The organism is Paenibacillus shunpengii, assembly GCF_042684905.1.
Lineage (GTDB): Bacteria > Bacillota > Bacilli > Paenibacillales > Paenibacillaceae > Paenibacillus > Paenibacillus shunpengii.
Window position 1 is genome coordinate 424,005 of sequence record NZ_JBHUMJ010000004.1, and the last position, 21,878, is coordinate 445,882.

The window sequence follows — 21,878 nt, forward strand, 5'->3', positions numbered from 1 at the left end:
AGGGATGCTATACTACTATTTGCTAGTAATCATTACGATTACGATTTAATAGATGCGGAGGTCATTATGAAATATAGTTTGACTGGAAAAAAAGTGCGGAATATGGCCGGGGGAGTATTACTTAGTGCTATCATGTTATTTACAGCCGCTTGTGGCAATGATTCAAACGGCAGCTCTCAAGGGCAGATTGAGGAAGATAAGTTCAACGTCGTTACGAGTTTTTATCCAATATATGAATTTGCTAAGACGATAGGCGGGGAAGATGCGAATGTAATCAATTTGCAGCCTGCAGGAGTAGATCCTCATAGCTGGACTCCACGCAGTCAGGATATCGTCAATACATCCAATGCAGGACTGTTTCTGTACAATGGTGCAGGACTTGAAGGATGGGTACCCAACTTCTTGAAGGGACTCGACAGCGATTCTAATGTGAAATCTGTAGAAGTAAGCGAAGGGATCGAGCTGATCGATTCAGAAGGTCATACCCATGATCATGCAGCAGAGGAAGCTGCTGATGAGCATGCCCATGAAGGCGAGGAGCACGCTCATGAAGAAGAGCATGCACATGAAGGTGAAGAATCGCATGAAGGAGAGCATGCACATGAAGGTGAAGAATCGCATGAAGAGGAGCACGCTCATGAAGAAGAAGCTCCAGCTTCAGATGATGGTCATAATCATGGTTCCACCGATCCTCATACTTGGATAAGCCCCAAATCAGCTCTGATCATGGCAGAAAATATTAAGGACAGCCTAGTTGAAGCAGATCCTGAGCACCAAGCAGGTTATGAAGAACGCTATGAGGGTCTTAAACAGGAGCTAGAGGATCTGGATGCCAAATTTACAGAGGAGCTCGCAAAAGTACCCAATAAAGAGATTGTAGTATCTCATCAAGCATTTGGTTATCTTGCACGAGATTACGGACTGACTCAGCATTCGATCATGGGGTTATCTCCTGATGCAGAGCCAACGGGACAGGACATTGTGAAGCTAGCTAATCTCGTTGAAGAAGAAGGAATTAAATATATCTTTTTTGAAGAGCTGGTATCGGATAAGCTGGCCAAGACACTTGCTTCAGAAGCGGGTGTACAAACGATGGTACTCAATCCGGTTGAAGGATTGACTGAAGAGCAGCTGCAGAACGGAGAAACTTATTTTACTCAAATGGAGAAAAATTTACAAAATTTAATCACCGCTTTAAAATAAGTGAAGATAATGCTAGGATGATAATAGATTGAACTTGAAATAAAGGATGGAACGTCGATGCAACCAGCTACAGCACTATGCCATGATCCAGTCCTTGAGCTTAACAATCTATGTTTTTCTTACGGTGAACAACAGGTAATTAAGGATCTGAATCTTACCGTGAAAGAACGAGATTTCGTAGGAGTGATTGGTTCGAATGGAGCGGGAAAAACGACGCTGATGCGGATGCTTGTTGGACTGCTGCCCCAAGGATCCGGTGATATTCGGATGTTTGGTACACCGATCGCCAAATTTAAGGACTGGGAACGAATTGGATATGTACCGCAAAAAAATGCCTTTAATCCACTGTTTCCGGCTACAGTAAGAGAAGTCGTACAGTCTGGGCTGTACAACAACAAAAATATATTCCGCAGATTGAGTCAGAAGCATAAGCAGCAATGCGATGATGCGCTTGAAGTCATGCGGATTCAGGATTTGGCTGATAAGAGAATTGGCCAATTGTCTGGCGGTCAACAGCAGCGTACTTTTTTGGCCCGGGCGCTCATTAACCGTCCAGATTTGCTCATTCTTGATGAACCTACAGTAGGTATTGATGCGGAGACGCAGGCAAGCTTCTTCGAGCTGATCACGCATATGCATCAGCATCATCATATGACCTTCTTAATGGTATCGCATGATATCGATATGATTGAAGGTTATCTCGGAAGTGAGCCTGAGCAGCAGAACGGCAAGATCAAGTTCTATGTTCGCCATTCACATGATCTGGAGAACTGTGCTCAGACCGATTTACAGCATACATTGTTATAAGGGCCGAAGGAGTCGTGGAAATTGGAAATATTAACGAGTGAATTTTTTCAGCGGGCGCTGGCTGGCGGGATACTGATCGGTATCACAGCCCCGCTGATTGGTTTGTTTCTTGTGCTTCGCAGATTATCGATGATCGGGGACACCTTGTCGCATGTAACCATTGCGGGGGTGGCCCTTGGCTTTTTGCTGGGGGTATATCCGATTGCGGTTGGACTTGTCTTTGCGGTCTTAGCCTCATTTGCCATAGAGAAGCTGCGTAAAGCCTACAAGAGTTATGCTGAATTATCGATCGCCATTATTATGTCCGGGGGAGTAGCGCTGGCTTCTTTATTCTTTACTCTTGGTAAAGGCTATAATGGGGACGTAATGAGTTATTTGTTTGGTAGTATATATACATTGGATATGACGGATTTGACGGTTGTTGGAATCGTAACGGTTATTGTTATTGCTGTAGTGTTTATTTTTCATAAGGAGTTCTTCCTTCTAAGCTTTGAGGAGGATGCCGCTGCCGTTACCGGACTTCCTACAAAATTGTTGAACATGCTGCTTACCGTGATGACAGCACTGGTAATCAGTACAGCTATTAAGATCGTCGGAGCGCTGCTTGTCTCGGCACTGCTGACCATACCGGTTGCCGTCAGTCTCTTGATTGCGAGAAGCTTCAGATCTTCCATTATATTATCTGTCATTATTTCGGAAATTGCCGTTATTGCAGGACTTATCATTGCAGGGGTATGGAATCTCGCTCCTGGAGCAACGATTGTTCTCTTGCTTATTGCGATGCTTATTGTCATTATGCTTGGTAAAAAAGGAATTCGGGCTTAAGATATTTATCTTACCCGAATTCTTTCATTCGTTCTTAGGGAGGCGTTATAGTCATGCCTGATGTGAACGTATTATTAGCCTTCTTGGCAGGGGTTGCTTCCTTCTTATCACCCTGCAGTCTGCCGCTGTATCCGTCCTATCTGTCCTACATAACCGGTTTATCCGTGCAGCAGCTTAAGCACGAGCAGAATAAGCGCGAGGTCCGTATGCGCACGTTAAGCCATACTCTAGCTTTTATCCTGGGCTTTTCCGTCGTATTCTACACACTCGGACTTGGCGCAGGCATCTTTGGAGAATTTTTTCACGAATACAAGGACCTCGTTCGAATGCTGTCAGCAATACTTATTATGGTCATGGGCTTATTTCTCATTGGGCTCTTTCAGCCGCAGCTATTGATGAAGGAAAGAAAGCTTGATGTCAAATGGAAGCCGGCTGGCTACCTTGGCTCTTTTATTTTTGGCATTGGCTTTTCTGCTGGCTGGTCTCCTTGCATCGGACCTATTCTTACCGCAATCATCGCGATTGCAGCAACCGAGCCGGGAACCTGGGTTACGCTTATTACAGGCTATACTATAGGATTCGCACTTCCCTTTTTCTTGCTGGCATTCTTTGTTGGAACGACGAGATTTATCAGTAAATATTCAGGTGTACTAATGAAGGTCGGGGGTAGTGTTATGGTTCTGATGGGCATATTGCTCTTTACAGACCGAATGACACAAATTACGATATGGCTGCAACGAATTACACCGGAATGGATGATATTCTAAAAAATAGTATAGATATGTAAGCCCATCAGTCGCTGACTGATGGTTTTTTCACATTATGCAGATGATTGGCAGTGGCTTTTGTCGAAAGCAAACTTAGGTGAAATATTCAATTTTAGCTTGTGGAAAAGCATCGAAGATACGTTCCGTAATAAATTCACGGAGTGCCTGCTGCTGATCTTTAGGGTATACATATTTATATTGTCCCCATTTTCCCCATTTGGTCTCACGTTTGGCTATATCCATTTCCAGCTTGGATTTGGGATAGCGCTGTTCAATCACATTTTTGGCCGTCTTGGTAAAGCGGTGCTGAATCATCTCAAACGTCAAATCTTTGGTTGCTTCCTGTGGAAGATTTTCTTTGAGCCTTTCCAGCAGCTCGCTATAGCCCTCTTCCCACCCGTCGTACCAAATGATCGGAGCGATAATAAAACCGAGGGGATATCCGGCGTGAGCGATTTTTCCTGCGGCTTCTATACGTTCCTCGAAGCGGGAGGTGGCAGGCTCAAAATTTTTAATTACATATTCAGCATTTACACTAAATCGAATGCGCGTATGGCCGTTATGCTTGATGTTCAGCAGAGGATCTACATGATGATACTTGGTAACGAACCGAAGTCGTCCAAACTCTTCATCCGCCATAAAGCGAATGAGATCACCGAGGCTCCCAGTAATATGTTCGAGCCCGACAGGGTCAGAAGTACAAGCAGCCTCAAACCGGGTGATCTCCGGCTTGCGCTCTTCAATGTAATCCTTCGCTGCATGCAGAATGTCCTCCGTGTTTACATAGACACGAATATAAGGTTTGCTGCCAAGCGTGGTCTGCAGATAGCAGTAGTGACAGTGTCCCATACATCCTGTAGATATCGGAATCGCATATTCAGCAGAGGGCTTGGACTGATCGAATTTAAGCGTTTTGCGAAGGCCCACCACGAGCGTTCTTTTGGCTATACGGTATTTCTCCTGATCTGTCTCTCCCGGCAAGTTCGTAATTCGGTTGTGCGAAGTGGTCATACGATATTCAATATTATTCGCTTTAACCCATTCCATAATGCGTTTGCCTTTTTCATATTCCAATGCCTGTGGTTCAAAATAAACTAAATCAGGAACAAAGGGAGCTGTTGGCTTAAGCTTGCGTTTAGGCTTTTCCGGAACGAGTATTGTCATGGGCAGTTGGCTCCTCTCCCTGTATTCAATTCTTAGTTATTGTGCCATCAGTTTGCACCCATTAAGCGTGGTAAGTTCAGTCATGTAAGAAGTGCTTGTCAGGCTTTAAGACTTGCAAATCGCAAGTGATAACATGTATCATTACAAGAGCAAAGTTGTGCGATCGATCAGACGCTAGTTCATAAATGAAAAGAGGTAAGGCAAATGCCAACGCCCAGTATGGAAGATTATTTGGAGCGAATTTACAAGTTAATTGACGAGAAGGGCTATGCGCGTGTATCCGATATAGCTGAGGGACTGGAAGTCCATCCTTCCTCTGTAACCAAGATGATCCAGAAGCTGGATAAAGATGAATATTTAATCTATGAAAAATACCGCGGACTCGTGCTGACGCCAAAAGGCAAAAAGATTGGCAAGCGTCTAATGGACCGTCATGAGCTGCTTGAGGAATTTTTAACGATGATTGGCGTTAAGAATGAGAATATCTATACCGATGTTGAAGGAATTGAGCATCATTTGAGCTGGGATTCCATTACTTGCATCGAAACCCTTGTCGAATATTTTCGCAGAGACAACACCCGACTAGAGGATTTACAGAATGTTCATAAAGAACTGACCAACGAATCATAGAAGAGCACCGTCCTGATTTATTTGCGGGACAGGTGTTTTTTCTTTTTATACGCAACTATCAGAATAGAATCCGCGTCTATATTCATAGGAAATGGTTTATTTTTCTAATACCAAAGCTATGGAGGACAAGGGTTGTATGAGGAAATGGAAACAATGCATCGCATTATTGCTAGTCTGTTTGCTGGCATTTCAAGGGGGCTCTGTGACATTCGCAGCCAGTACGGCAGGAATTACGATTTATTTGGATGGTGAGGAGCTGGAGTCTGACGTTGCGCCTTATATCGTACCCAAAGTCAATGTCACGATGGTGCCGCTTCGTGTAATCAGTGAAGGCATTGGCGCTTCGGTTAAGTGGAATCAGGCGTCCAAAACCGTTCGGATTCAAGGATTTGGCAACGACCTGTCTTTGACCCAAGGGAAGAGCACGGCGATTGTGAACGGAAAAACGGTACAGCTGTCCGCGAATGTGACCAACACCAAAAACCGTGTGATGGTGCCGATTCGTTTTGTCAGCGAGCATCTGGGCCTGATTGTGAAATGGAATCAATCCGCCAAAACGATTCATCTCACCTCTACGAATTTGTGGCCGACGGATCCGGAAATCCCGGTTGTACCTGGAGAACCAGAGGACAGCGATATGAGAGGCGCATGGATCTCCACCATTAATGGAGACTGGCCGAAATCAGGCTCTATGAATAATGTGGAGAAGCAGAAGAGTGATTTCATCCAGGAGCTTGATAAGCTGGAGTCTATGGGAATCAATGCGGTATTTGTTCAGCTGAGAGGTGCTGCTGACGCGATCTATCCTTCCACACTGGTTCCATGGAACAAAGTATTGACTGGCAACCAAGGGGTGGATCCAGGGTATGATCCTGTCAGCTTCATGATCGAGGAAGTACATAAACGGGGGATGGAATTCCATGCCTGGTTTAATCCTTTCCGCGCGAATACGACGGCAGACATTAGCAAGAATGCAGCCAATCATGTAGTGAATGTACATCCGGATTGGATCGTAACCGCTAAGAATCAGATGTACATTAATCCGGGTATCCCAGATGCAAGACAGCATATTATTGATGCCATCATGGAAGTGGTGAATCGTTATGACATCGATGGCGTTCATTTGGACGATTACTTCTATCCATCTAATGTCACTTTTAATGATGCAGCTGCCTTCGAAGCATACAATTACAACAACTATACAGATATTAATGACTGGCGTGTAGATAACATTAACAGGTTCGTTCAGTCACTTGGGGAACAGATACAAGCTGTGAAGCCTGGAGTCGAGTATGGAATTAGTCCATTTGGCGTGTGGAGAAACATCGCAGATGATCCGACAGGCTCGAATACGAAGGCAGGCGTGACCGCCTATGATGATATGCATGCGGATGTGCGTACTTGGATTCAGAAAGAGTGGATTGATTATGTTGCACCGCAGATTTATTGGAGCATGTCACTCCAAGCGGCAAGATACGATATTCTGGTTGACTGGTGGGTCGATGAGGTGTCAGGGACCGATGTGGATCTGTATATAGGTCACTCACCTTACAAGCTGGGAACATCCGAAGCGGGCTGGCACACCGCAAATGAAATCATTAATCAGCTCAAATATAATGAGCAGTATGAAGAAGTTGATGGCGACATCTACTTTAGTGCACAATACCTGACCAAGAATCCTCTTGGCTTGATCGGCTTACTGCAAAACTATTACGGAAAATGAATTTGTCTGAAATATTAAATTTATTGGCTTCATAAACTGCTGATCTACAACATAAAAAGTCCTTTGACCTTTAGCAGGTCAAAGGACTTTTGCTTTTGCTAATGATATTTAGGAAGCTCATCGTCATTTTTGCTTTTCTTCTGTCCTTCAATGACATGAAAAGGGTAGCTCTTGCGCTTATTCATTGTCTGTCCGGGTTTATGTCCTGACTTACTCCGTTCGAGCTTCGCCATCGTTGCTTTGGAAGGCTTCACTTTAGGGTGTCTGCCGGTCAATGCCCGAGGGGGACGCTTATAGAACCAGAAGATGAGTCCTCCCAGGATCAGGGGGAAGATTAGGGCATCCCATCGACCAAGTCGAATATTTACATATAAACCGAAGACCGCCAATATCATGATGATCCAAAAAGCTACTGCATGCTTAACCATGTCAGATCCTCATCCTTTCACAGGATCAAGATTACCGCTAGTTACACTGAACGTTGCGGGTGATTTTTCAAATTCCGCATCAAGCTCACGCATACGGTTAAAGGAGGCAATCGATACCTCAACCTGCTCGTTCGTTGGTTCTTTGGTTGTAAGAAGCTGAAGCCACAGGCCCGGATAACCAAGGAAGCGAAGAACCGGTATGTCTCTTACTGCGTTTGTAAACTTTAATACTTCAAATGAAACACCGAGTACGATCGGCAAGAGCATGAGCCGCTGTCCTACACGCTCCCATACATTATCGTAAGGAAACGGGATCGAGAATACAGAATAGACAAGCACCCCGACAATGACACTGAGCACCAGGAAGCTGCTTCCGCATCTGTAATGGAGACGGCTGAATTTCTGTACACTCTCCGGAGTGAGCTCAGCTCCAGCTTCATAAGCACTTATTACCTTATGCTCTGCACCATGATATTGAAACAATCGCTTGATGGTTGGTGTCATGGATAAGAAGTACAGGTAAGCAAAGACAAGCAGGATCTTAATAATTCCTTCAATGAAAGTATGACCGAACTGGCTGATCGACAGGCTGCCGAATAGAAATTCCTCTATGAATACCGGAACCGCCGTCAACACCACTTTACCAAATACAAAGGATAGGATACCTACGGCAGCAACGCCGATAATCATCGACAGACTCCAGCCAGAATCTTCATCCTCTTGATTCTTCGCACGTTCTTCCGGTGTCAGCTCGTCGTCAGCATATGCATCTGCCGAGTAATTTAAATGCTTCGTTCCCTTGGCGCTGGAGTCAATCAGACTGACAATCCCGCGCAGAAAAGGGACCTTACGCAATTTGGTAACCCAGGATTTGTCCTGCTTAGGCACTTCAAGAAAAGTGATTTCTTGGTTTTTGCGACGTACTGCAGTGACATTCACATGCTTCCCGCCGAACATGACCCCTTCAATTACGGCTTGACCGCCATAAGCCACTCTTTTTGATTCTTGAGGCAAAGAACTCACCTTCCTATTCTTAACTTCGATTGTCTACATTGTATCGAATTCCGCCAGCAATTTCTAGTTCTGACTAGTCTTCAGTAATTTGAACATACTACAAGTTATAACAAGGTTTTACATGAGAGTATGCATAGTGACATTTGCTGCAGCTAGGGCCATTCATTGCTTTTGGTTATCAGATGCAAAAGTGTGATCGTGTTTATGTACGAGCTGCAGCCCAAAAAGTTGCGGATCTCTTACTTCCGAGAAGATAAATAAATACATAAGCTGCAGGAGGATGAATCATGAGTCACTTAGAACAGCGCAGAGAGATTACTAATAAATTTGTATTTGCGTTGGAAATCGGTTTTTTTGCAGGGTTGATCTGGGGAGGTATTCAGTGGATATTTTACTACTTTAACTTTACTGTCATACCGATAGGTTTTCTGGCAGAGCCTTTTTTCAAGCATGCTTATATTTATAAAATACAGGGACATTTTATCGGGTGGCTGTTTTTCATTGTCTTCTCACTGCTTGCCTCCATTATATATACTTATCTGTTCCGCAAGCTGAAGGGGCCTATACCTGGCCTGATCTATGGGATAGTCTGGTGGGTCATTCTCTTTGTATGGATTGGTCCCTGGACAGGGATGATGAAGCCTCTAAACCAGCTGACCTGGGATTCCATCGTTAGCGAAGTCTGCTTGTTCCTGCTGTGGGGATTGTTTATCGGTTACAGTATCGCAATGGAGTTTACGGATGAACGTAAAAGAGACACCCAGATGGGCTCATAATAAATTGCTAGCTAATATGTAACTACACCGATCGCTCACCACTTCTGTCTTGATGCAAAAAAGCTTCTCAATCCAATATCCGGTATGGTAAAATAGCAGATGGTTATTTGCAGGAAAGGTGGTGCGCGAGGATATGAAACGGATTCTGGTCATGAACGGCCCGAACCTGAATATGCTTGGTGTGCGTGAGCCTGGTATTTATGGCAAGCAAAGTCTTCAATCCATTGAAGAAATGCTTCGTGCTCAGGCGGAGAAGCTTTCCGTATCCATTACTTTTTATCAATCGAATCATGAAGGCGAACTTATCGACCGAATTCATGCTTCCTTGGGGGAAGTTGACGGAATATTGCTTAATGCAGGTGCCTTTACTCACTACAGCTATGCTATTCGTGACGCTTTGAGCACAGTTAAAATTCCTACCATCGAACTTCATCTGTCTAATATTCATGCGCGGGAGTCTTTCCGGCATACGTCGGTCATTGCAGCGGTAACGATTGGTCAAATTTCTGGCTTCGGAGCTTACAGCTATGAACATGCTCTAAACGCGATGTATCGCTATTTGGAGACACAAGACGCTTCGATGGATTGAATGAACGAGAGCGAAGAAAGAAGGTATAATCATGGGGAACAACCGAGTGTTGAAATTGCGTAAAGCGATGCAGGAGTCTCAGCTGGAAGCGTTCTTGGTCACCAGTCCTATTAATAGACGATATATGACCGGATTTACGGGTTCAGCCGGATATGTATTGATTACGCTTGAACAAGCCTATTTGCTTACGGATTTCCGTTACATGACACAAGCTTCTCAGCAGGCAGCAGGTTACACGGTAGTGGAACATGCAGCCAAGCCGATGAGTACGGTTAAAGAGCTCCTGGATAAAGAGGGTATCAAGTCTCTTGGATTTGAGCAGGATCTCGTCACTTTCTCTACGTATGGGGTCTATTCAGAGCAATTGAAGCCCGTGTCTCTCGTGCCTGTCAGCGGCCTGGTGGAGAAGCTGCGGATTTACAAGGATGAGAACGAGATTGCCATCATGCAGCGTGCTGCAGACTTGGCTGACTCAACTTTTTCGCATATCCTGAATGTGATCAAGCCGGGAATGACAGAGCGTGAAGTAGATCTGGAAATGGAATTCTTCATGCGCAAAAATGGTGCAGCATCATCTTCGTTCGATACGATCGTAGCTTCTGGCGAACGTTCAGCAATGCCGCATGGGGTTGCCAGTAACAAAGTGATTGAAACGTCAGACTTTGTTACGTTTGATTTTGGAGCGCTGTTTGACGGATATTGTTCAGATTTGACGCGGACCATTGCAATCGGCAATCCTGCAGCTAAGCTGCTGGAGATTTATGATATTGTATTGGAAGCCCAATTACATACTTTGGAACATATAAAGCCGGGTATGACAGGAAGAGAAGCAGACGCTCTCGCAAGAGATGTGATTACGAAATACGGCTATGGAGACCAGTTTGGCCACAGTACCGGACATGGTCTGGGCATGGAGGTTCATGAATCTCCCAGACTGTCCAAGCTGAGCGATGATATTCTTGAGCCTGGTATGGTCGTTACCGTGGAACCGGGCATTTACCTGCCTGGAATCGGCGGTGTACGAATTGAGGATGATGTCGTGATTACAGAATCAGGGATTCGTCTGCTCACGCATTCCAACAAAGAACTTTTGAAGCTGTAACTATTATTAGGAGGGGTTTTTTAGTGATTTCAGTAAACGATTTTAAAACAGGCTTGACAGTAGAGGTTGACGGAGATATCTTTACGGTTCTTGATTTCCAACACGTTAAACCAGGTAAAGGCGCGGCATTTGTTCGCTCTAAACTCAAAAACCTGCGTAATGGCAACACGGTAGAGAGAACTTTCCGCGCGGGTGAAACGATTGGACGCGCTCAAATCGATAACCGCGGTGTATCTTACCTCTATGCAAGCGGTGATGAGCATACCTTCATGGATAACGAAACTTACGATCAATTTACATTGACCAGCGATCAGCTCGAGTGGGAACTGAACTTCCTCAAAGAGAACATGAACGTGAACATCATCAGCTACCAAGGAGAGATCCTGGGTATCAACCTGCCTAACTCTGTAGAGCTGAAGGTTGTTGAAACCGAGCCTGGAATCAAAGGCAATACAGCAACAGGTGCTACCAAAAATGCAAAAGTGGAAACGGGTCTGAATGTTCAGGTTCCTCTTTTCATTAACGAAGGCGATGTTCTGATCATCGATACTCGCGAAGGTAAATACAACTCCCGCGCGTAATAAATAGACATTTGTAAGATAATAAATATGTAATATCATGCTGTACTATCCTCTGCTTAAGCATTATTCAGCAGAGGATATTGTTTTATTAAGAGAAAGAGAATCCATTTATCGCGAGTTCCATATTTTCACATTAACATCTTTACTGATTTACAGTAAAAAAGGGTTACAACAAAGCGCTATTCGTATTATACTGTTTAGAAGCAAGGTGAGCTTATGCTTACCATGGTTTACAATCTTACGTTACATACTGTAGGGAGTGAGTTCGGTTTGTCTTTGTTCGTAATGAAATTCGGAGGCAGTTCTGTTGGAGATACAGAACGGATGCAACGGGTAGCCAAACGTGTTGCCGAGAAACAGGATGAAGGGCATAAATGTGTAGTTGTCGTTTCCGCAATGGGAGATACAACTGACGATTTGATTGACCAAGCGAAATTGTTAAATAGTAAGCTTCCGGCGCGGGAGCTCGATATGCTGATGACGACAGGTGAGCAAATATCGATCGCGATGCTGTCCATGGCTATTCAGCAGCTCGGCCGAGAAGCAGTTTCATATACAGGCTGGCAGGCAGGATTTGTGACAGAGCCGGTACATGGCAAAGCAAGAATTACGGATATTAACCCGGAGAAGGTGCTGCGTTCACTTGATGAAGGAAAGATCGTCATTGTTGCAGGTTTCCAGGGTATTACGGCGGATGGAGAAATTACGACACTTGGCCGGGGCGGCTCGGATACAACAGCTGTAGCTTTGGCTGCTGCAATCAAGGCGGATGCTTGCGAGATCTACACCGATGTAGACGGTGTATATTCGACAGATCCCCGAATCGTCAAAGTAGCTCGTAAGCTCAAAGAAATTTCGTATGATGAAATGCTTGAATTGGCTCACCTGGGTACCGCGGTTCTGCATCCGCGTGCAGTAGAATATGCGAAGCATTCGAAGGTGCCTTTGGTTGTACGCTCAAGCTTTAACTATAATGAAGGAACGGTTGTGAAGGAGGAAGCGGCATTGGAACAGGGAGTAGTGGTAAGCGGCATCGCTTATGATAAAAACGTAGCACGAATTAGTATTCTGGGAGTAGAGGATATTCCAGGAGTGCTGGCCGGTATGTTCGGTGCACTGGCTCAAGCACAGCTAGACGTAGATATCATCGTACAGAGCGGTATTAGTGACGGTAAAGCGGACTTCTCCTTCACTGTAGCCTTGGATGATCGCGAGCGTGCAATTGAGGTTATCAATAGCATGAAGCAGGTGCTTCCTTATCGTGAAGTTACTTTTGAAGAGAACCTGGTTAAAGTATCTATCGTGGGTGCAGGAATGGTCAGCCATCCTGGCGTAGCCGCTCAAATGTTTGATGTTATTTCTAAACAAGGGGTCAACATTAAGATGGTGAGCACCTCTGAGATTAAAGTCTCTTGTGTCATCGAAGGCAACAAGCTGAATGAAGTTATTCAAGCGCTGCATACAGCTTATAACCTGGACACCGATGTCAAAGCTTTTGTCGGTGGTCCGCAGGACCGCAGATAACGAAGTGTGTTATCACAAGTATTTTACTAATTAGAAGTTATACTCATAGCTGCCGTGAACTTATCGACGGCCTGGAGATCTGCACATTAATTGTGCAGATCTTTTTTTGTTGTCCAAGGCCGGATCACTTGGTTACTCTCTAGTACAGGCACAATGGAGCTGCTATTCATCTCTAAACAGTAGTCCACATCCAGGGCGTGGCCTTGCTTGATAAGACGTTTGGCCTCGTTTCCTTCATACACTATTTTCTTCAGCTGATCCTTGTTGTGAAGGTACGCCTGATGAACCGTTATACCAAGATCGTTTGAACGTACCTGCTGCTGGGTCATTTGCTTCAGATCATCGATAAGCATTCCGGCACATAATCCATCCTCAAGAGCAAATCGATCCTGACTACCCGCACATAAGAGGACTACATCGCGATCAAGTTGTACCAAAGTCTCTGCGCATGCCCTCGCATTGAGAAAGGATGCAGAGAAGACGGTTAAGGCCTTAGAAGCCTTTATGAGCGCTCTTGTTCCACTTGTGGTCGTTAAGATCACATTTTTTCCGTGAATCAGTTCTTTCGTATATTCCAAAGGTGAGTTACCCGCATCAAAGCCCGTTATTTTTTTGCAGAATCGTTCTCCTCCAAGAATCATATCCTCATATTGAAGCTGTTTGGCCTGAGGTACGGTTTCAACCGGAATGACACAGGCTGCCCCGTGGGCGAGCGCCGTAACGATGGTGCTGGAAGTTCGAAATACATCAATAACGACAGCACTTCGGTGTACCAGATCTTCAGATCTTACCTCACTGACACTCGCAACGACATCTATACGCAAAGAAATCACCTCCCTAACTTGCTTCTTCCACCTCAATCAATGAAATGGGAGTCTGTTAGCTTACCATATGCACAATGAACAGGGCTGGTGCCTATAGAGAGTAGAAATTCTCTTAATAGAGGTGATATAGACGATTGCTATATTTCCTCTTAATTAATGAAAAAATTGATAGATTCCCGTCATAAAAAACAGGTACAGGCATACATATGGGTTAAGACCAACAAAAACGACCCGGAAGTAGCTCTCAGAAAAAGTGCACGAGTTAAGGGGGTGCTTATATGAAATGGCTGGACCTGTTCCCGACTCCATTAAAAACAATATTGGAATATATTCCCCTGCAGCTGCTAGAAACGCTTGAAGAAATAAGAATTCGGGAAGGCAGACCGATGGAGATCAATACCCATGGCGAACATTATTTCGTTACAAAACAAGGTAGCCCGTCTAAGAAGCCAAGTGAAGCGTACAAGCCTTCAAGAGATGACACCTATCGTTTCCTGGATCTAATCAGCAATCATTCCCTTTATACATTGGAAGAAGAATTGAGAAAAGGCTTCATTACAGTTCCAGGAGGACACCGGATTGGACTAGCTGGCAGAACCGTTCTAAAGGGCGGAAAGGTTGAGCACCTGAGGGATATCAGCGGGTACAACATTCGAATTGCAAAAGAAGTCAGAGGAGCAGCGGACAGGCTGATGCCACACCTTCTGGACCCACAGACCTCACGAATCAAGCATACCCTCATCCTATCTCCTCCGCAGCAGGGGAAGACAACGCTTCTCCGGGATATGTCAAGGCAGATCAGTATGGGCAGCAATGAACGAAAGAGCTTTAAGGTCGGCATTGTGGATGAGCGCTCGGAGATAGCAGGCAGCTATAAAGGGGTTCCGACATTTGATGTGGGTCCAAGAACCGATGTCATGGATGCTTGTCCGAAGGCCGAAGGAATGATGATGCTGATTCGCTCCATGTCACCGGAAGTACTTATTGTAGATGAGATCGGACGGGAGGAAGACGCAGAGGCGATTAAGGAAGCGCTGGGTGCAGGGATATCCGTCATCGCTTCAGCCCATGGAAGAGATATAGCCGAGCTTAAACGCAGACCCGCGCTGCATCAGCTGATGAGTGAAGATTATTTTCAATTAATCGTTATTCTGGATCGCACAGGAAAAAGGTTTCAGTACAAAATCTCCGATATGAGGCACAAGAGTCTGCATCCTCAAGGCATGCATCAGCAAGGAATGACCACAGGAGGCACTTATGCTTAAGCTGATTGGTTCCGTCCTTATTTTATTGTCAGGGACGCTTGCTGGTTTTTATCAAGCGAATCAATTTGCCTCACGACCGAAGCAGATCAGGGAGCTTACATTGATGCTGCAGCGACTTTTGACAGAGATCAATTACAGCTACAGACCTCTTGCCGAAGCCTTGAGTCAAATTGGTAAACAGGCAAGTGAACCGCTTGGGCGTTTGTTTATCTCGGCTGCGGACCATATGAATTCCTCACAAGGCCTGTCGGCCCAAGAGAGCTTCCAGCATGCGATAAATCGCTATTGGAGCCAAACGGCGATGAAGCAGCCGGAAAAAGAAGCGATTCGCCAGCTCAGCTTCAGCCTGGGAACGAGTGACCGGGAAGAGCAGAACAAGCATATCACCCTTGCCATTCAGCAGCTGAATCATGAGGAAGCTTCGGCCCGGAACGATCAAATAAAGTATGAGAAGATGAGCCGCAGTCTTGGACTTCTGGTCGGGGCGCTGATCGTCATCCTGATCTTATAGCGAGGTGCCATTCTCAAATGAATTTAGAAGTAAATGCAATATTTCAGATCGCAGGCATCGGAATTATCATAGCGATGATCCATACGGTGCTCAAGCAAATGGGCAAAGAAGATATGGCACACTGGGTTACCGTAATCGGATTTGTTGTTGTGCTCTTCATGGTCGTTCGCATGCTCGACAATTTGCTTCAGGAGATCAAGTCTATATTCTTGTTCCATTAAAGCAGGCTTAAGGTGAACAAAAGGTGATCATAACATGGAAATTATACAAATCGTAGGACTTGGACTAATCGCAACCATCCTGATCTTGATTGTGAAAGAGCAAAAGCCCATGTTTGCGTTTCTAATTGCAACCACAGCCGGGATTCTCATCTTTCTGTTCGTCATTGGCAAGATTGGCAGTGTTATTGGCGTTCTGGAACGAATGGCAGAGTCCTCAGGAATGGATGAAGTACATCTTAAGACCATTCTCAAGATCATTGGCATTGCCTATATCGCAGAGTTTGGAGCACAAATTGTAAGAGATGCAGGTCAAGAAAGTATTGCTTCAAAAATCGAGCTTGCCGGCAAAGTGTTGATTCTGGTACTGGCCGTACCGATCATCAGCATTATTATCGAAACGGTACTGAAGCTGCTGCCGGTATGAGTGGAGGCGGAGGATAAAGGATGTGATAAATAAGAGCTATCACTGTCAGGATAAACGAATCGTTATCGTATTTGTCATCTGTTTTTTCTTCGCCTTGGGTACGAATGTATTCGCCAGCTCGCCCGTTACAGACTGGGCAGGAGAACAACTGGAGCAGCTGCCCACAGAGCAGGTAGAGAAATATTGGCAGTCACTCATTAATGATTATGGCGGTTTTTTTCCTGAAGGACAGCTGCCCTCCTTCATGGACATGCTCCTTCCTGGAGGAGAAGGACTCAGCCTGAAAAATATATTCAGCGCGATCGGCAGATTCCTGCTCCATGAGATCCTGTTTAACGGAAAGCTGCTGGTCACCATCATTATGCTGAACATTATGAGCATGATTCTAGAAACGCTCCAGACGGCTTTTGAGAAGAGCACGATCAGCAAGGTCGCCTATTCCATCTGTTACATGGTTATCGTCGTCATTTCGATCAACAGCTTCAACGTCGCTATCGGCTATGCAAAGGGTGCCATCGACCAGATGATTGACTTCATGCTTGCGATGATTCCGCTGCTGTTTGCGCTTCTCGCATCCATGGGAAATATCATTACCGTATCGGTGACGCATCCACTGATCGTGTTTATGATTCACACCATCAGTATGGTGATCTATAAGATTGTATTCCCGCTGCTGTTCTTCTCGGCAGTATTGCACCTGGTCAGCTCATTAACTGACAAATTTAAGCTTACTCAGCTTGCGAATCTGCTGCGAATAATCGGCGTGGGGCTGCTCGGTGTGGTCCTGACGATCTTCCTCGGTGTCATATCCGTGCAGGGGGCTACCAGCTCCGTAGCAGATGGCGTGACCATCAGAGCTGCTAAATATGTATCCGGTAATTTCGTTCCTGTTGTGGGGAAGGTGCTCGCCGATGCAACAGATACGGTCATTTCCGCTTCGCTGCTCGTGAAGAACTCGATTGGACTCGCGGGAGTGATCATCATCTTGTTCATCTGCGCATTTCCTGCATTGAAGATACTGACACTGGCACTGATCTATAACGTCGCAGCAGCGATCATGCAGCCACTTGGCAATACACCTATTGTTGGATGCCTCCAAGCGATAGGAAAAAGCTTAATCTATGTATTCGCTGCCCTTGCGGCAGTGAGTCTCATGTTCTTTCTAGCCATCACGATTATGCTGACTGCAGGAAATATGACGGTGATGTTGAGGTGAGAGGATGGAATGGCTCAGCGGCTGGCTCAGGGAATTAATACTGGTGGTGCTTCTCGCCACATTCGTGGATATGCTTCTACCGAACAAATCCATGGAACGATATGTCAAATTAGTGCTGAGTCTGCTTATTCTGCTTACTCTGATTTCACCGATCATCAATTTAATTAACCAGGATTCGAATGAAAGATTAAGTGCCGCCTTAACGGATTGGGGCGGAGGCTCTACAGAGGAGCAGGACATGACACTATCTGAAATTATGGACAAAAGCAGAGAGCTCACACAGCAGCATGAAATGAGTGCCATGGACTGGGCAGCCAATGAGGTTGCGGATCAGATGAAGGCACAGATTGAGCAGGAATCACAGCTGCCCGTAAAGTCGGTTACTGTGCAGCTCGGAGCTCTTGAGAGGTCGGGAAAGAAATCAGGGGAGACCGGGATTACAAGTGTGGAGGTCGCTATTGCTGACACCTATTCAGCGCAACAGGAAGAGCAGCGTCCTCCTGAAGAGACGGATGATGAGCTTGGACCGATCTATATTCAGCCGGTGGAACCAAGTGATATTCAAGTGGATGCATCTGAGACGATGAATGCGGAGGATGACCAAGGAACCACCACAGATGACGAAGCCGTTTCAGCCATGACAATGACAGAGATCAGTCTGATTGAAGAGCTGCTTAAACAGGAATGGGAAGTGAATCCTGAGCGGGTTCGGATTCTTATTCCTTCTACAGATAACCATTTTTGAACTCAGAATGATATAAGCGAGGTGAATATAACATGGGGAAATTAAGAGATCAGTTAAATAAATGGCTTGGATCAGGCGAGGATGGAGCTGCTAAGCGAGGACAAACGTTCCGCTGGTTAATCATTGTCGGGCTGATTGGGGTTGCCATCGTGATCCTTAGCTCCTTTGTTAATGTCAAAGAGATTGAACCAGAGAACGTTGGGCGAGAACCGCCGCAGGAGACCAGTGTACAGTCAGCCTTTGAGTCTTCCGTTAATGAGGCCACCCCTTTTGATACGATCGAAAGATCGTTTGAGGATAAAATGAAAGGAATTCTTGAGCAAATCGTTGGTGTTGGAACGGTGGATATTATGGTGACTATTGACTCTACCGAAGAGATTATCGTTCAGCGTAACATGCAGGACTCCCAGCAAAACACGGAGGAGACCGACGCAAACGGCGGTGAACGAAACATTACCCAATATACACGTAACGGTGAGATTGTGACTTACAATGAATCCGGCGATGAGGTGCCGATCATCACGAAGAAGATCAAGCCTCAGGTGCGAGGGGTACTCGTTGTTGCCAAGGGTGCAGAGAACAAAGTGGTTAAGGACCTTATCGTTGAAGCGGTAGAGAAGGGTCTAAACGTTCCGTCGTACAGAATTTCAGTCGTGCCCAGAAAACAGCAGTAATGCACTAAATTAGTGCCAAATCTTAATCTTGATCCAATGTGGGAGGAATTCAAAAATGAAAAACAAAAGACAAACGATATGGCTCGTATCGATGCTGAGTCTGATGGTTGTTCTATCCGCTTATTATCTATTCACGGATGATTCAGGATCGTCCAATCAGACTGCAGAGTCCGGACAGATGAGTAATGCCGAAGAAGCTTCTGCTCAAAACACACTGGAAGGACTTGTCTTGAACGAAGTTGTAACTGAGGAACCAGCAACAGGTGAGCAAACGGACGAAACAGGAGCACCGGTTAACACTTCGGAAGAACCAGCAGCAACCGGGGAAGAAACGGAGGCGGCAGCACCAAGTACTGAAGGAACAGGTACGGAGACAGAGGCAGCAACGGAAGAAGCAAAGACAGATGAAGATGTACTGAACCAGCTGGAGACTCAGGATGACCCTAATTCGGCAATCACGGTCTTCGAGAATTATCAATGGGAACGATCTTCAGAGAATAGCAAGCTTGAGAATGAACTGACGGCTGCGGCATCCGATGCGACAAAAACACCGGAAGAAAATGCAAAGGCCTTGGAACAATTGCGTATATTAGAGGAAAAAAATGAGAAAATACTAGGTATCGAGGAACAGCTCTCCCAGCAGTATGCAAACGCTATTGTTCAAGAGGAAGAGGATGAGTACAAAGTGGTTGTGATCAGCGAGAAGCTGGAGGCGATCGACGCTGTAAACATTGTTGATCTGGTCATCAGCGAGCTGGATGTAACGCAGGACAAAGTCCGGGTTCAATATGTCAAAGAATAAATAAGCTGCAAGCAAGTTGGGAAGCGCCCAGAATCCCTTAATTCTTGGGCTCTTTCCATTTTTAGTGTTTGTGATATAATACATAAAGTTATGACTGTCCGAGTGAATATGGCAGTATGCCGAAGGAGTGAAAATAACAAATGTTTAAATTAAATGAAATCAAAGAATTAATTAAGGTTATTGACGAGTCTTCCGTACAGGAGCTTGAAATTGAGAATGAAGGGTCCAGACTGACCATTCGTAAACCAGGCAAGACTGAAATTGTCCAAGCAGCGGCTGCGGTCAGTGCTTATCCAGTAGCAAACCAGGTTCAGACTGTACCACAAGCAATTGAAGCACCGGCTGCTGCGCCTGTACAGGAACAAGCGACTGCAAACAGCAATTTACATAAAATTGTGTCTCCGATGGTCGGTACGTTCTACTCTGCACCTTCGCCTGAGGCGGGCGTTTATGTTAATGTTGGCAGCAAAGTAACAGAGAAAACAACCGTTTGTATTGTGGAAGCGATGAAGCTGATGAATGAAATTGAAGCTGACGTGAAAGGCGAGATTGTAGAAATTCTTGTACAGAATGGACAGCTCGTTGAGTATGGTCAGCCTTTGTTCTTGGTCAAACCGGAGTAAGCTCCTGTTGGTGAAATGACTATAGATAGCAGCTTTTAATAGGTCAATGCTCCAAAGGAGGATATGGTAATCATGAAATTTCAAAAAATATTGGTAGCAAACCGCGGAGAAATCGCCGTTCGGATTATTAGAGCTTGCAGGGAAATGGGTATTGCAACGGTAGCTGTTTACTCAGAACCGGATCGTGACGCACTCCATGTCAGACTTGCAGATGAAGCTTATTGCATCGGACCGACTTTATCCAAGGACAGCTACCTTAACATAACTAATATTATGAGCGTAGCCACATTAACTGAATGTGACGCAATTCACCCTGGCTACGGTTTTTTGGCTGAGAATGCAGATTTTGCGGAGATTTGTGAATCCTGCAATGTTGCCTTTATCGGCCCTTCCGCTGATGCCATCACGAAGATGGGGGACAAAGCGGTAGCCAAACAAACGATGAAGGATGCAGGTGTTCCTGTTATTCCGGGCTCTGACGGTCTCGTGGAGAGTGTCGAAGAAGCAGTTATGATCGCAAGAGATATCGGTTATCCTGTAATTATTAAGGCGACTGCAGGCGGCGGAGGTAAAGGAATCCGGATTGCTGAAGACGAGGAAGATCTTGTGAAGCAGATCGTGGCAGCACAGCAGGAAGCTCAGAAGGCTTTTGGCAACGCTGGTGTCTATCTGGAGAAGTTTTTGACGGGAATGAAGCATGTTGAGATTCAGATCATTGCTGACAAGCATGGACATGCGGTTCATTTAGGGGAGAGAGATTGCTCAATCCAGCGCCGAAGACAGAAGCTTATTGAAGAAGCGCCTTGTCCCGTATTGGACCCAGAAACACGTACGAAGATGGGTGATGCCGCCGTACGTGCAGCACTTGCTGTCGATTACTGTGGAGCGGGTACACTGGAATTTCTCCTCAGCCCGAACGGTGAGTTCTACTTCATGGAGATGAATACACGTATTCAGGTTGAGCATCCGGTCACCGAGATGGTCACAGGGATTGACCTGATTAAGGAAATGATTTCAGTCATTGAAGGAAGCCCGCTCTCCTTTGCACAGGAGGATGTCGTCATTGACGGGTGGTCCATTGAATGCAGAGTCAATGCAGAGGATCCGAGCCGTAACTTCATGCCTGCACCGGGTAAGATTGATTTCTATCTTGCACCGGGTGGACCTGGTGTACGGGTAGACAGCGCAGCATATCAAGGCTACAGCATTCCGCCTTTCTATGATTCCATGATTGCCAAGCTGATCGTGTGGGCACCGACTCGTGATGAAGCGATCGCGAAGATGAAGCGCGCCTTGTCCGAATTTGCTGTAGAGGGCATCCCTACGACGATTCCTTTCCATCAAAGACTGCTTGATCATCCGGCCTTCTCCAAAGGTGACTTTGATATCAAATTCTTAGAGGAAAATGAAATTTAAATTTGGCAAGCTTGTTTGTCATAA

The 21,878-nt window shown here is 45.5% G+C and carries 25 protein-coding genes; 21 read left to right on the forward strand and 4 right to left on the reverse strand.

What is annotated here, in order from left to right:
• Window positions 1-66 precede the first annotated feature (66 nt).
• The 4 genes from ACFSVM_RS18310 to ACFSVM_RS18325 are packed head-to-tail and all read left to right on the forward strand — an operon-like array spanning window position 67 to window position 3,602.
• A complete protein-coding gene (locus ACFSVM_RS18310; RefSeq protein ID WP_083655878.1) occupies window positions 67-1,203 on the forward strand; it encodes a metal ABC transporter substrate-binding protein in 1,137 nt (378 codons plus the stop codon).
• A gap of 57 nt (window positions 1,204-1,260) precedes the next feature.
• Entirely contained in the window at window positions 1,261-2,010 is a 750-nt protein-coding gene (locus tag ACFSVM_RS18315) for a metal ABC transporter ATP-binding protein (RefSeq protein ID WP_076313103.1), read from the forward strand.
• Between the two features lie 21 nt (window positions 2,011-2,031).
• On the forward strand, window positions 2,032-2,835 hold the full coding sequence (locus ACFSVM_RS18320; RefSeq protein WP_379263778.1) for a metal ABC transporter permease: 804 nt from the start codon (window positions 2,032-2,034) through the stop codon (window positions 2,833-2,835).
• Window positions 2,836-2,888: 53 nt separating this feature from the next.
• Window positions 2,889-3,602 (forward strand): cytochrome c biogenesis CcdA family protein, encoded by a 714-nt coding sequence (locus ACFSVM_RS18325; RefSeq protein WP_379263780.1) that lies wholly within the window; start codon window positions 2,889-2,891, stop codon window positions 3,600-3,602.
• Between the two features lie 93 nt (window positions 3,603-3,695).
• Here the strand turns inward: ACFSVM_RS18325 and splB are convergent, their stop codons facing one another.
• Window positions 3,696-4,766 (reverse strand): spore photoproduct lyase, encoded by a 1,071-nt coding sequence (gene splB / locus ACFSVM_RS18330; RefSeq protein WP_047911032.1) that lies wholly within the window; start codon window positions 4,764-4,766, stop codon window positions 3,696-3,698.
• Between the two features lie 204 nt (window positions 4,767-4,970).
• On the opposite strand from splB, the gene mntR reads away from it, so the two are divergent.
• Together mntR and ACFSVM_RS18340 are read left to right on the forward strand one after the other, a co-directional pair.
• Window positions 4,971-5,396: a transcriptional regulator MntR gene (mntR, locus tag ACFSVM_RS18335; RefSeq protein WP_047911033.1), complete on the forward strand. Its 426-nt coding sequence runs from the start codon at window positions 4,971-4,973 to the stop codon at window positions 5,394-5,396.
• A gap of 136 nt (window positions 5,397-5,532) precedes the next feature.
• Window positions 5,533-7,119 (forward strand): family 10 glycosylhydrolase, encoded by a 1,587-nt coding sequence (locus ACFSVM_RS18340; RefSeq protein WP_379263783.1) that lies wholly within the window; start codon window positions 5,533-5,535, stop codon window positions 7,117-7,119.
• Window positions 7,120-7,217: 98 nt separating this feature from the next.
• Here the strand turns inward: ACFSVM_RS18340 and ACFSVM_RS18345 are convergent, their stop codons facing one another.
• Both ACFSVM_RS18345 and ACFSVM_RS18350 read right to left on the reverse strand, forming a co-directional pair.
• Window positions 7,218-7,547 carry a hypothetical protein gene (locus tag ACFSVM_RS18345; protein WP_076313099.1) on the reverse strand — a complete coding sequence of 110 codons (330 nt, stop codon included), beginning with the start codon at window positions 7,545-7,547 and terminating at the stop codon, window positions 7,218-7,220.
• Window positions 7,548-7,556: 9 nt separating this feature from the next.
• Window positions 7,557-8,561, reverse strand: a complete 1,005-nt coding sequence (locus tag ACFSVM_RS18350) for a DUF1385 domain-containing protein (protein ID WP_047911036.1) — start codon at window positions 8,559-8,561, stop codon at window positions 7,557-7,559.
• 287 nt (window positions 8,562-8,848) lie between these two features.
• Here ACFSVM_RS18350 and ACFSVM_RS18355 point away from each other — a divergent pair, with 287 nt between their 5' ends.
• The 5 genes from ACFSVM_RS18355 to ACFSVM_RS18375 all read left to right on the forward strand — a co-directional run bounded on the left by ACFSVM_RS18355 (window position 8,849) and on the right by ACFSVM_RS18375 (window position 13,133).
• The gene (locus tag ACFSVM_RS18355; RefSeq protein ID WP_379263786.1) at window positions 8,849-9,337 is read left to right on the forward strand and encodes a YqhR family membrane protein; all 489 of its coding nucleotides are present in this window, start codon (window positions 8,849-8,851) and stop codon (window positions 9,335-9,337) included.
• Between the two features lie 133 nt (window positions 9,338-9,470).
• A complete protein-coding gene (gene aroQ, locus ACFSVM_RS18360) occupies window positions 9,471-9,926 on the forward strand; it encodes a type II 3-dehydroquinate dehydratase (protein WP_047911038.1) in 456 nt (151 codons plus the stop codon).
• 31 nt (window positions 9,927-9,957) lie between these two features.
• Window positions 9,958-11,028 carry a M24 family metallopeptidase gene (locus tag ACFSVM_RS18365; RefSeq protein WP_090723893.1) on the forward strand — a complete coding sequence of 357 codons (1,071 nt, stop codon included), beginning with the start codon at window positions 9,958-9,960 and terminating at the stop codon, window positions 11,026-11,028.
• 23 nt (window positions 11,029-11,051) lie between these two features.
• Window positions 11,052-11,609, forward strand: coding sequence for an elongation factor P (efp, locus tag ACFSVM_RS18370; protein WP_047911040.1), 558 nt, complete (start codon window positions 11,052-11,054; stop codon window positions 11,607-11,609).
• A 270-nt stretch (window positions 11,610-11,879) separates the two neighbouring features.
• Window positions 11,880-13,133 carry an aspartate kinase gene (locus ACFSVM_RS18375; RefSeq protein WP_047911041.1) on the forward strand — a complete coding sequence of 418 codons (1,254 nt, stop codon included), beginning with the start codon at window positions 11,880-11,882 and terminating at the stop codon, window positions 13,131-13,133.
• 86 nt (window positions 13,134-13,219) lie between these two features.
• Here ACFSVM_RS18375 and ACFSVM_RS18380 read toward each other — a convergent pair whose 3' ends face one another.
• On the reverse strand, window positions 13,220-13,957 hold the full coding sequence (locus tag ACFSVM_RS18380; RefSeq protein ID WP_379263790.1) for a 2-phosphosulfolactate phosphatase: 738 nt from the start codon (window positions 13,955-13,957) through the stop codon (window positions 13,220-13,222).
• Between the two features lie 278 nt (window positions 13,958-14,235).
• Between ACFSVM_RS18380 and spoIIIAA the strand changes: the two genes are divergently transcribed.
• The 10 genes from spoIIIAA to accC all read left to right on the forward strand — a co-directional run bounded on the left by spoIIIAA (window position 14,236) and on the right by accC (window position 21,854).
• Window positions 14,236-15,222 (forward strand): stage III sporulation protein AA, encoded by a 987-nt coding sequence (gene spoIIIAA / locus ACFSVM_RS18385; RefSeq protein ID WP_076313095.1) that lies wholly within the window; start codon window positions 14,236-14,238, stop codon window positions 15,220-15,222.
• Complete coding sequence (gene spoIIIAB / locus ACFSVM_RS18390; RefSeq protein ID WP_047911044.1) at window positions 15,215-15,733, forward strand: stage III sporulation protein SpoIIIAB; 519 nt, start codon at window positions 15,215-15,217, stop codon at window positions 15,731-15,733. Before spoIIIAA ends, spoIIIAB begins: the two co-directional genes overlap by 8 nt.
• A 17-nt stretch (window positions 15,734-15,750) precedes the next feature.
• On the forward strand, window positions 15,751-15,954 hold the full coding sequence (gene spoIIIAC, locus ACFSVM_RS18395) for a stage III sporulation protein AC (RefSeq protein WP_047911045.1): 204 nt from the start codon (window positions 15,751-15,753) through the stop codon (window positions 15,952-15,954).
• A gap of 34 nt (window positions 15,955-15,988) precedes the next feature.
• Window positions 15,989-16,378 (forward strand): stage III sporulation protein AD, encoded by a 390-nt coding sequence (spoIIIAD, locus tag ACFSVM_RS18400; RefSeq protein WP_047911046.1) that lies wholly within the window; start codon window positions 15,989-15,991, stop codon window positions 16,376-16,378.
• Between the two features lie 94 nt (window positions 16,379-16,472).
• Window positions 16,473-17,594: a stage III sporulation protein AE gene (spoIIIAE, locus tag ACFSVM_RS18405; RefSeq protein ID WP_238546327.1), complete on the forward strand. Its 1,122-nt coding sequence runs from the start codon at window positions 16,473-16,475 to the stop codon at window positions 17,592-17,594.
• Between the two features lie 4 nt (window positions 17,595-17,598).
• Entirely contained in the window at window positions 17,599-18,339 is a 741-nt protein-coding gene (gene spoIIIAF / locus ACFSVM_RS18410) for a stage III sporulation protein AF (RefSeq protein ID WP_076313094.1), read from the forward strand.
• Between the two features lie 32 nt (window positions 18,340-18,371).
• A complete protein-coding gene (spoIIIAG, locus tag ACFSVM_RS18415) occupies window positions 18,372-19,013 on the forward strand; it encodes a stage III sporulation protein AG (RefSeq protein ID WP_090723898.1) in 642 nt (213 codons plus the stop codon).
• Between the two features lie 55 nt (window positions 19,014-19,068).
• Window positions 19,069-19,815, forward strand: a complete 747-nt coding sequence (locus tag ACFSVM_RS18420) for a SpoIIIAH-like family protein (RefSeq protein WP_379263794.1) — start codon at window positions 19,069-19,071, stop codon at window positions 19,813-19,815.
• Between the two features lie 140 nt (window positions 19,816-19,955).
• Window positions 19,956-20,438: an acetyl-CoA carboxylase biotin carboxyl carrier protein gene (accB, locus tag ACFSVM_RS18425; RefSeq protein ID WP_076313091.1), complete on the forward strand. Its 483-nt coding sequence runs from the start codon at window positions 19,956-19,958 to the stop codon at window positions 20,436-20,438.
• Between the two features lie 72 nt (window positions 20,439-20,510).
• Entirely contained in the window at window positions 20,511-21,854 is a 1,344-nt protein-coding gene (gene accC, locus ACFSVM_RS18430) for an acetyl-CoA carboxylase biotin carboxylase subunit (protein WP_047911051.1), read from the forward strand.
• Window positions 21,855-21,878: the final 24 nt, after the last annotated feature.

What these genes read in the sequence shown, in the direction of transcription:
- ACFSVM_RS18310 (WP_083655878.1), top strand. Translation starts at nt 67, where the DNA reads ATGAAATATAGTTTGACTGGAAAAAAAGTGCGGAATATGGCCGGGGGA.
- ACFSVM_RS18315 (WP_076313103.1), top strand. Translation starts at nt 1,261, where the DNA reads ATGCAACCAGCTACAGCACTATGCCATGATCCAGTCCTTGAGCTTAAC.
- ACFSVM_RS18325 (WP_379263780.1), top strand. Translation starts at nt 2,889, where the DNA reads ATGCCTGATGTGAACGTATTATTAGCCTTCTTGGCAGGGGTTGCTTCC.
- splB (WP_047911032.1), bottom strand. Translation starts at nt 4,766, where the DNA reads ATGACAATACTCGTTCCGGAAAAGCCTAAACGCAAGCTTAAGCCAACA.
- mntR (WP_047911033.1), top strand. Translation starts at nt 4,971, where the DNA reads ATGCCAACGCCCAGTATGGAAGATTATTTGGAGCGAATTTACAAGTTA.
- ACFSVM_RS18340 (WP_379263783.1), top strand. Translation starts at nt 5,533, where the DNA reads ATGAGGAAATGGAAACAATGCATCGCATTATTGCTAGTCTGTTTGCTG.
- ACFSVM_RS18345 (WP_076313099.1), bottom strand. Translation starts at nt 7,547, where the DNA reads ATGGTTAAGCATGCAGTAGCTTTTTGGATCATCATGATATTGGCGGTC.
- ACFSVM_RS18355 (WP_379263786.1), top strand. Translation starts at nt 8,849, where the DNA reads ATGAGTCACTTAGAACAGCGCAGAGAGATTACTAATAAATTTGTATTT.
- aroQ (WP_047911038.1), top strand. Translation starts at nt 9,471, where the DNA reads ATGAAACGGATTCTGGTCATGAACGGCCCGAACCTGAATATGCTTGGT.
- ACFSVM_RS18365 (WP_090723893.1), top strand. Translation starts at nt 9,958, where the DNA reads ATGGGGAACAACCGAGTGTTGAAATTGCGTAAAGCGATGCAGGAGTCT.
- spoIIIAA (WP_076313095.1), top strand. Translation starts at nt 14,236, where the DNA reads ATGAAATGGCTGGACCTGTTCCCGACTCCATTAAAAACAATATTGGAA.
- spoIIIAB (WP_047911044.1), top strand. Translation starts at nt 15,215, where the DNA reads ATGCTTAAGCTGATTGGTTCCGTCCTTATTTTATTGTCAGGGACGCTT.
- spoIIIAC (WP_047911045.1), top strand. Translation starts at nt 15,751, where the DNA reads ATGAATTTAGAAGTAAATGCAATATTTCAGATCGCAGGCATCGGAATT.
- spoIIIAD (WP_047911046.1), top strand. Translation starts at nt 15,989, where the DNA reads ATGGAAATTATACAAATCGTAGGACTTGGACTAATCGCAACCATCCTG.
- spoIIIAF (WP_076313094.1), top strand. Translation starts at nt 17,599, where the DNA reads ATGGAATGGCTCAGCGGCTGGCTCAGGGAATTAATACTGGTGGTGCTT.
- spoIIIAG (WP_090723898.1), top strand. Translation starts at nt 18,372, where the DNA reads ATGGGGAAATTAAGAGATCAGTTAAATAAATGGCTTGGATCAGGCGAG.
- ACFSVM_RS18420 (WP_379263794.1), top strand. Translation starts at nt 19,069, where the DNA reads ATGAAAAACAAAAGACAAACGATATGGCTCGTATCGATGCTGAGTCTG.
- accB (WP_076313091.1), top strand. Translation starts at nt 19,956, where the DNA reads ATGTTTAAATTAAATGAAATCAAAGAATTAATTAAGGTTATTGACGAG.
- accC (WP_047911051.1), top strand. Translation starts at nt 20,511, where the DNA reads ATGAAATTTCAAAAAATATTGGTAGCAAACCGCGGAGAAATCGCCGTT.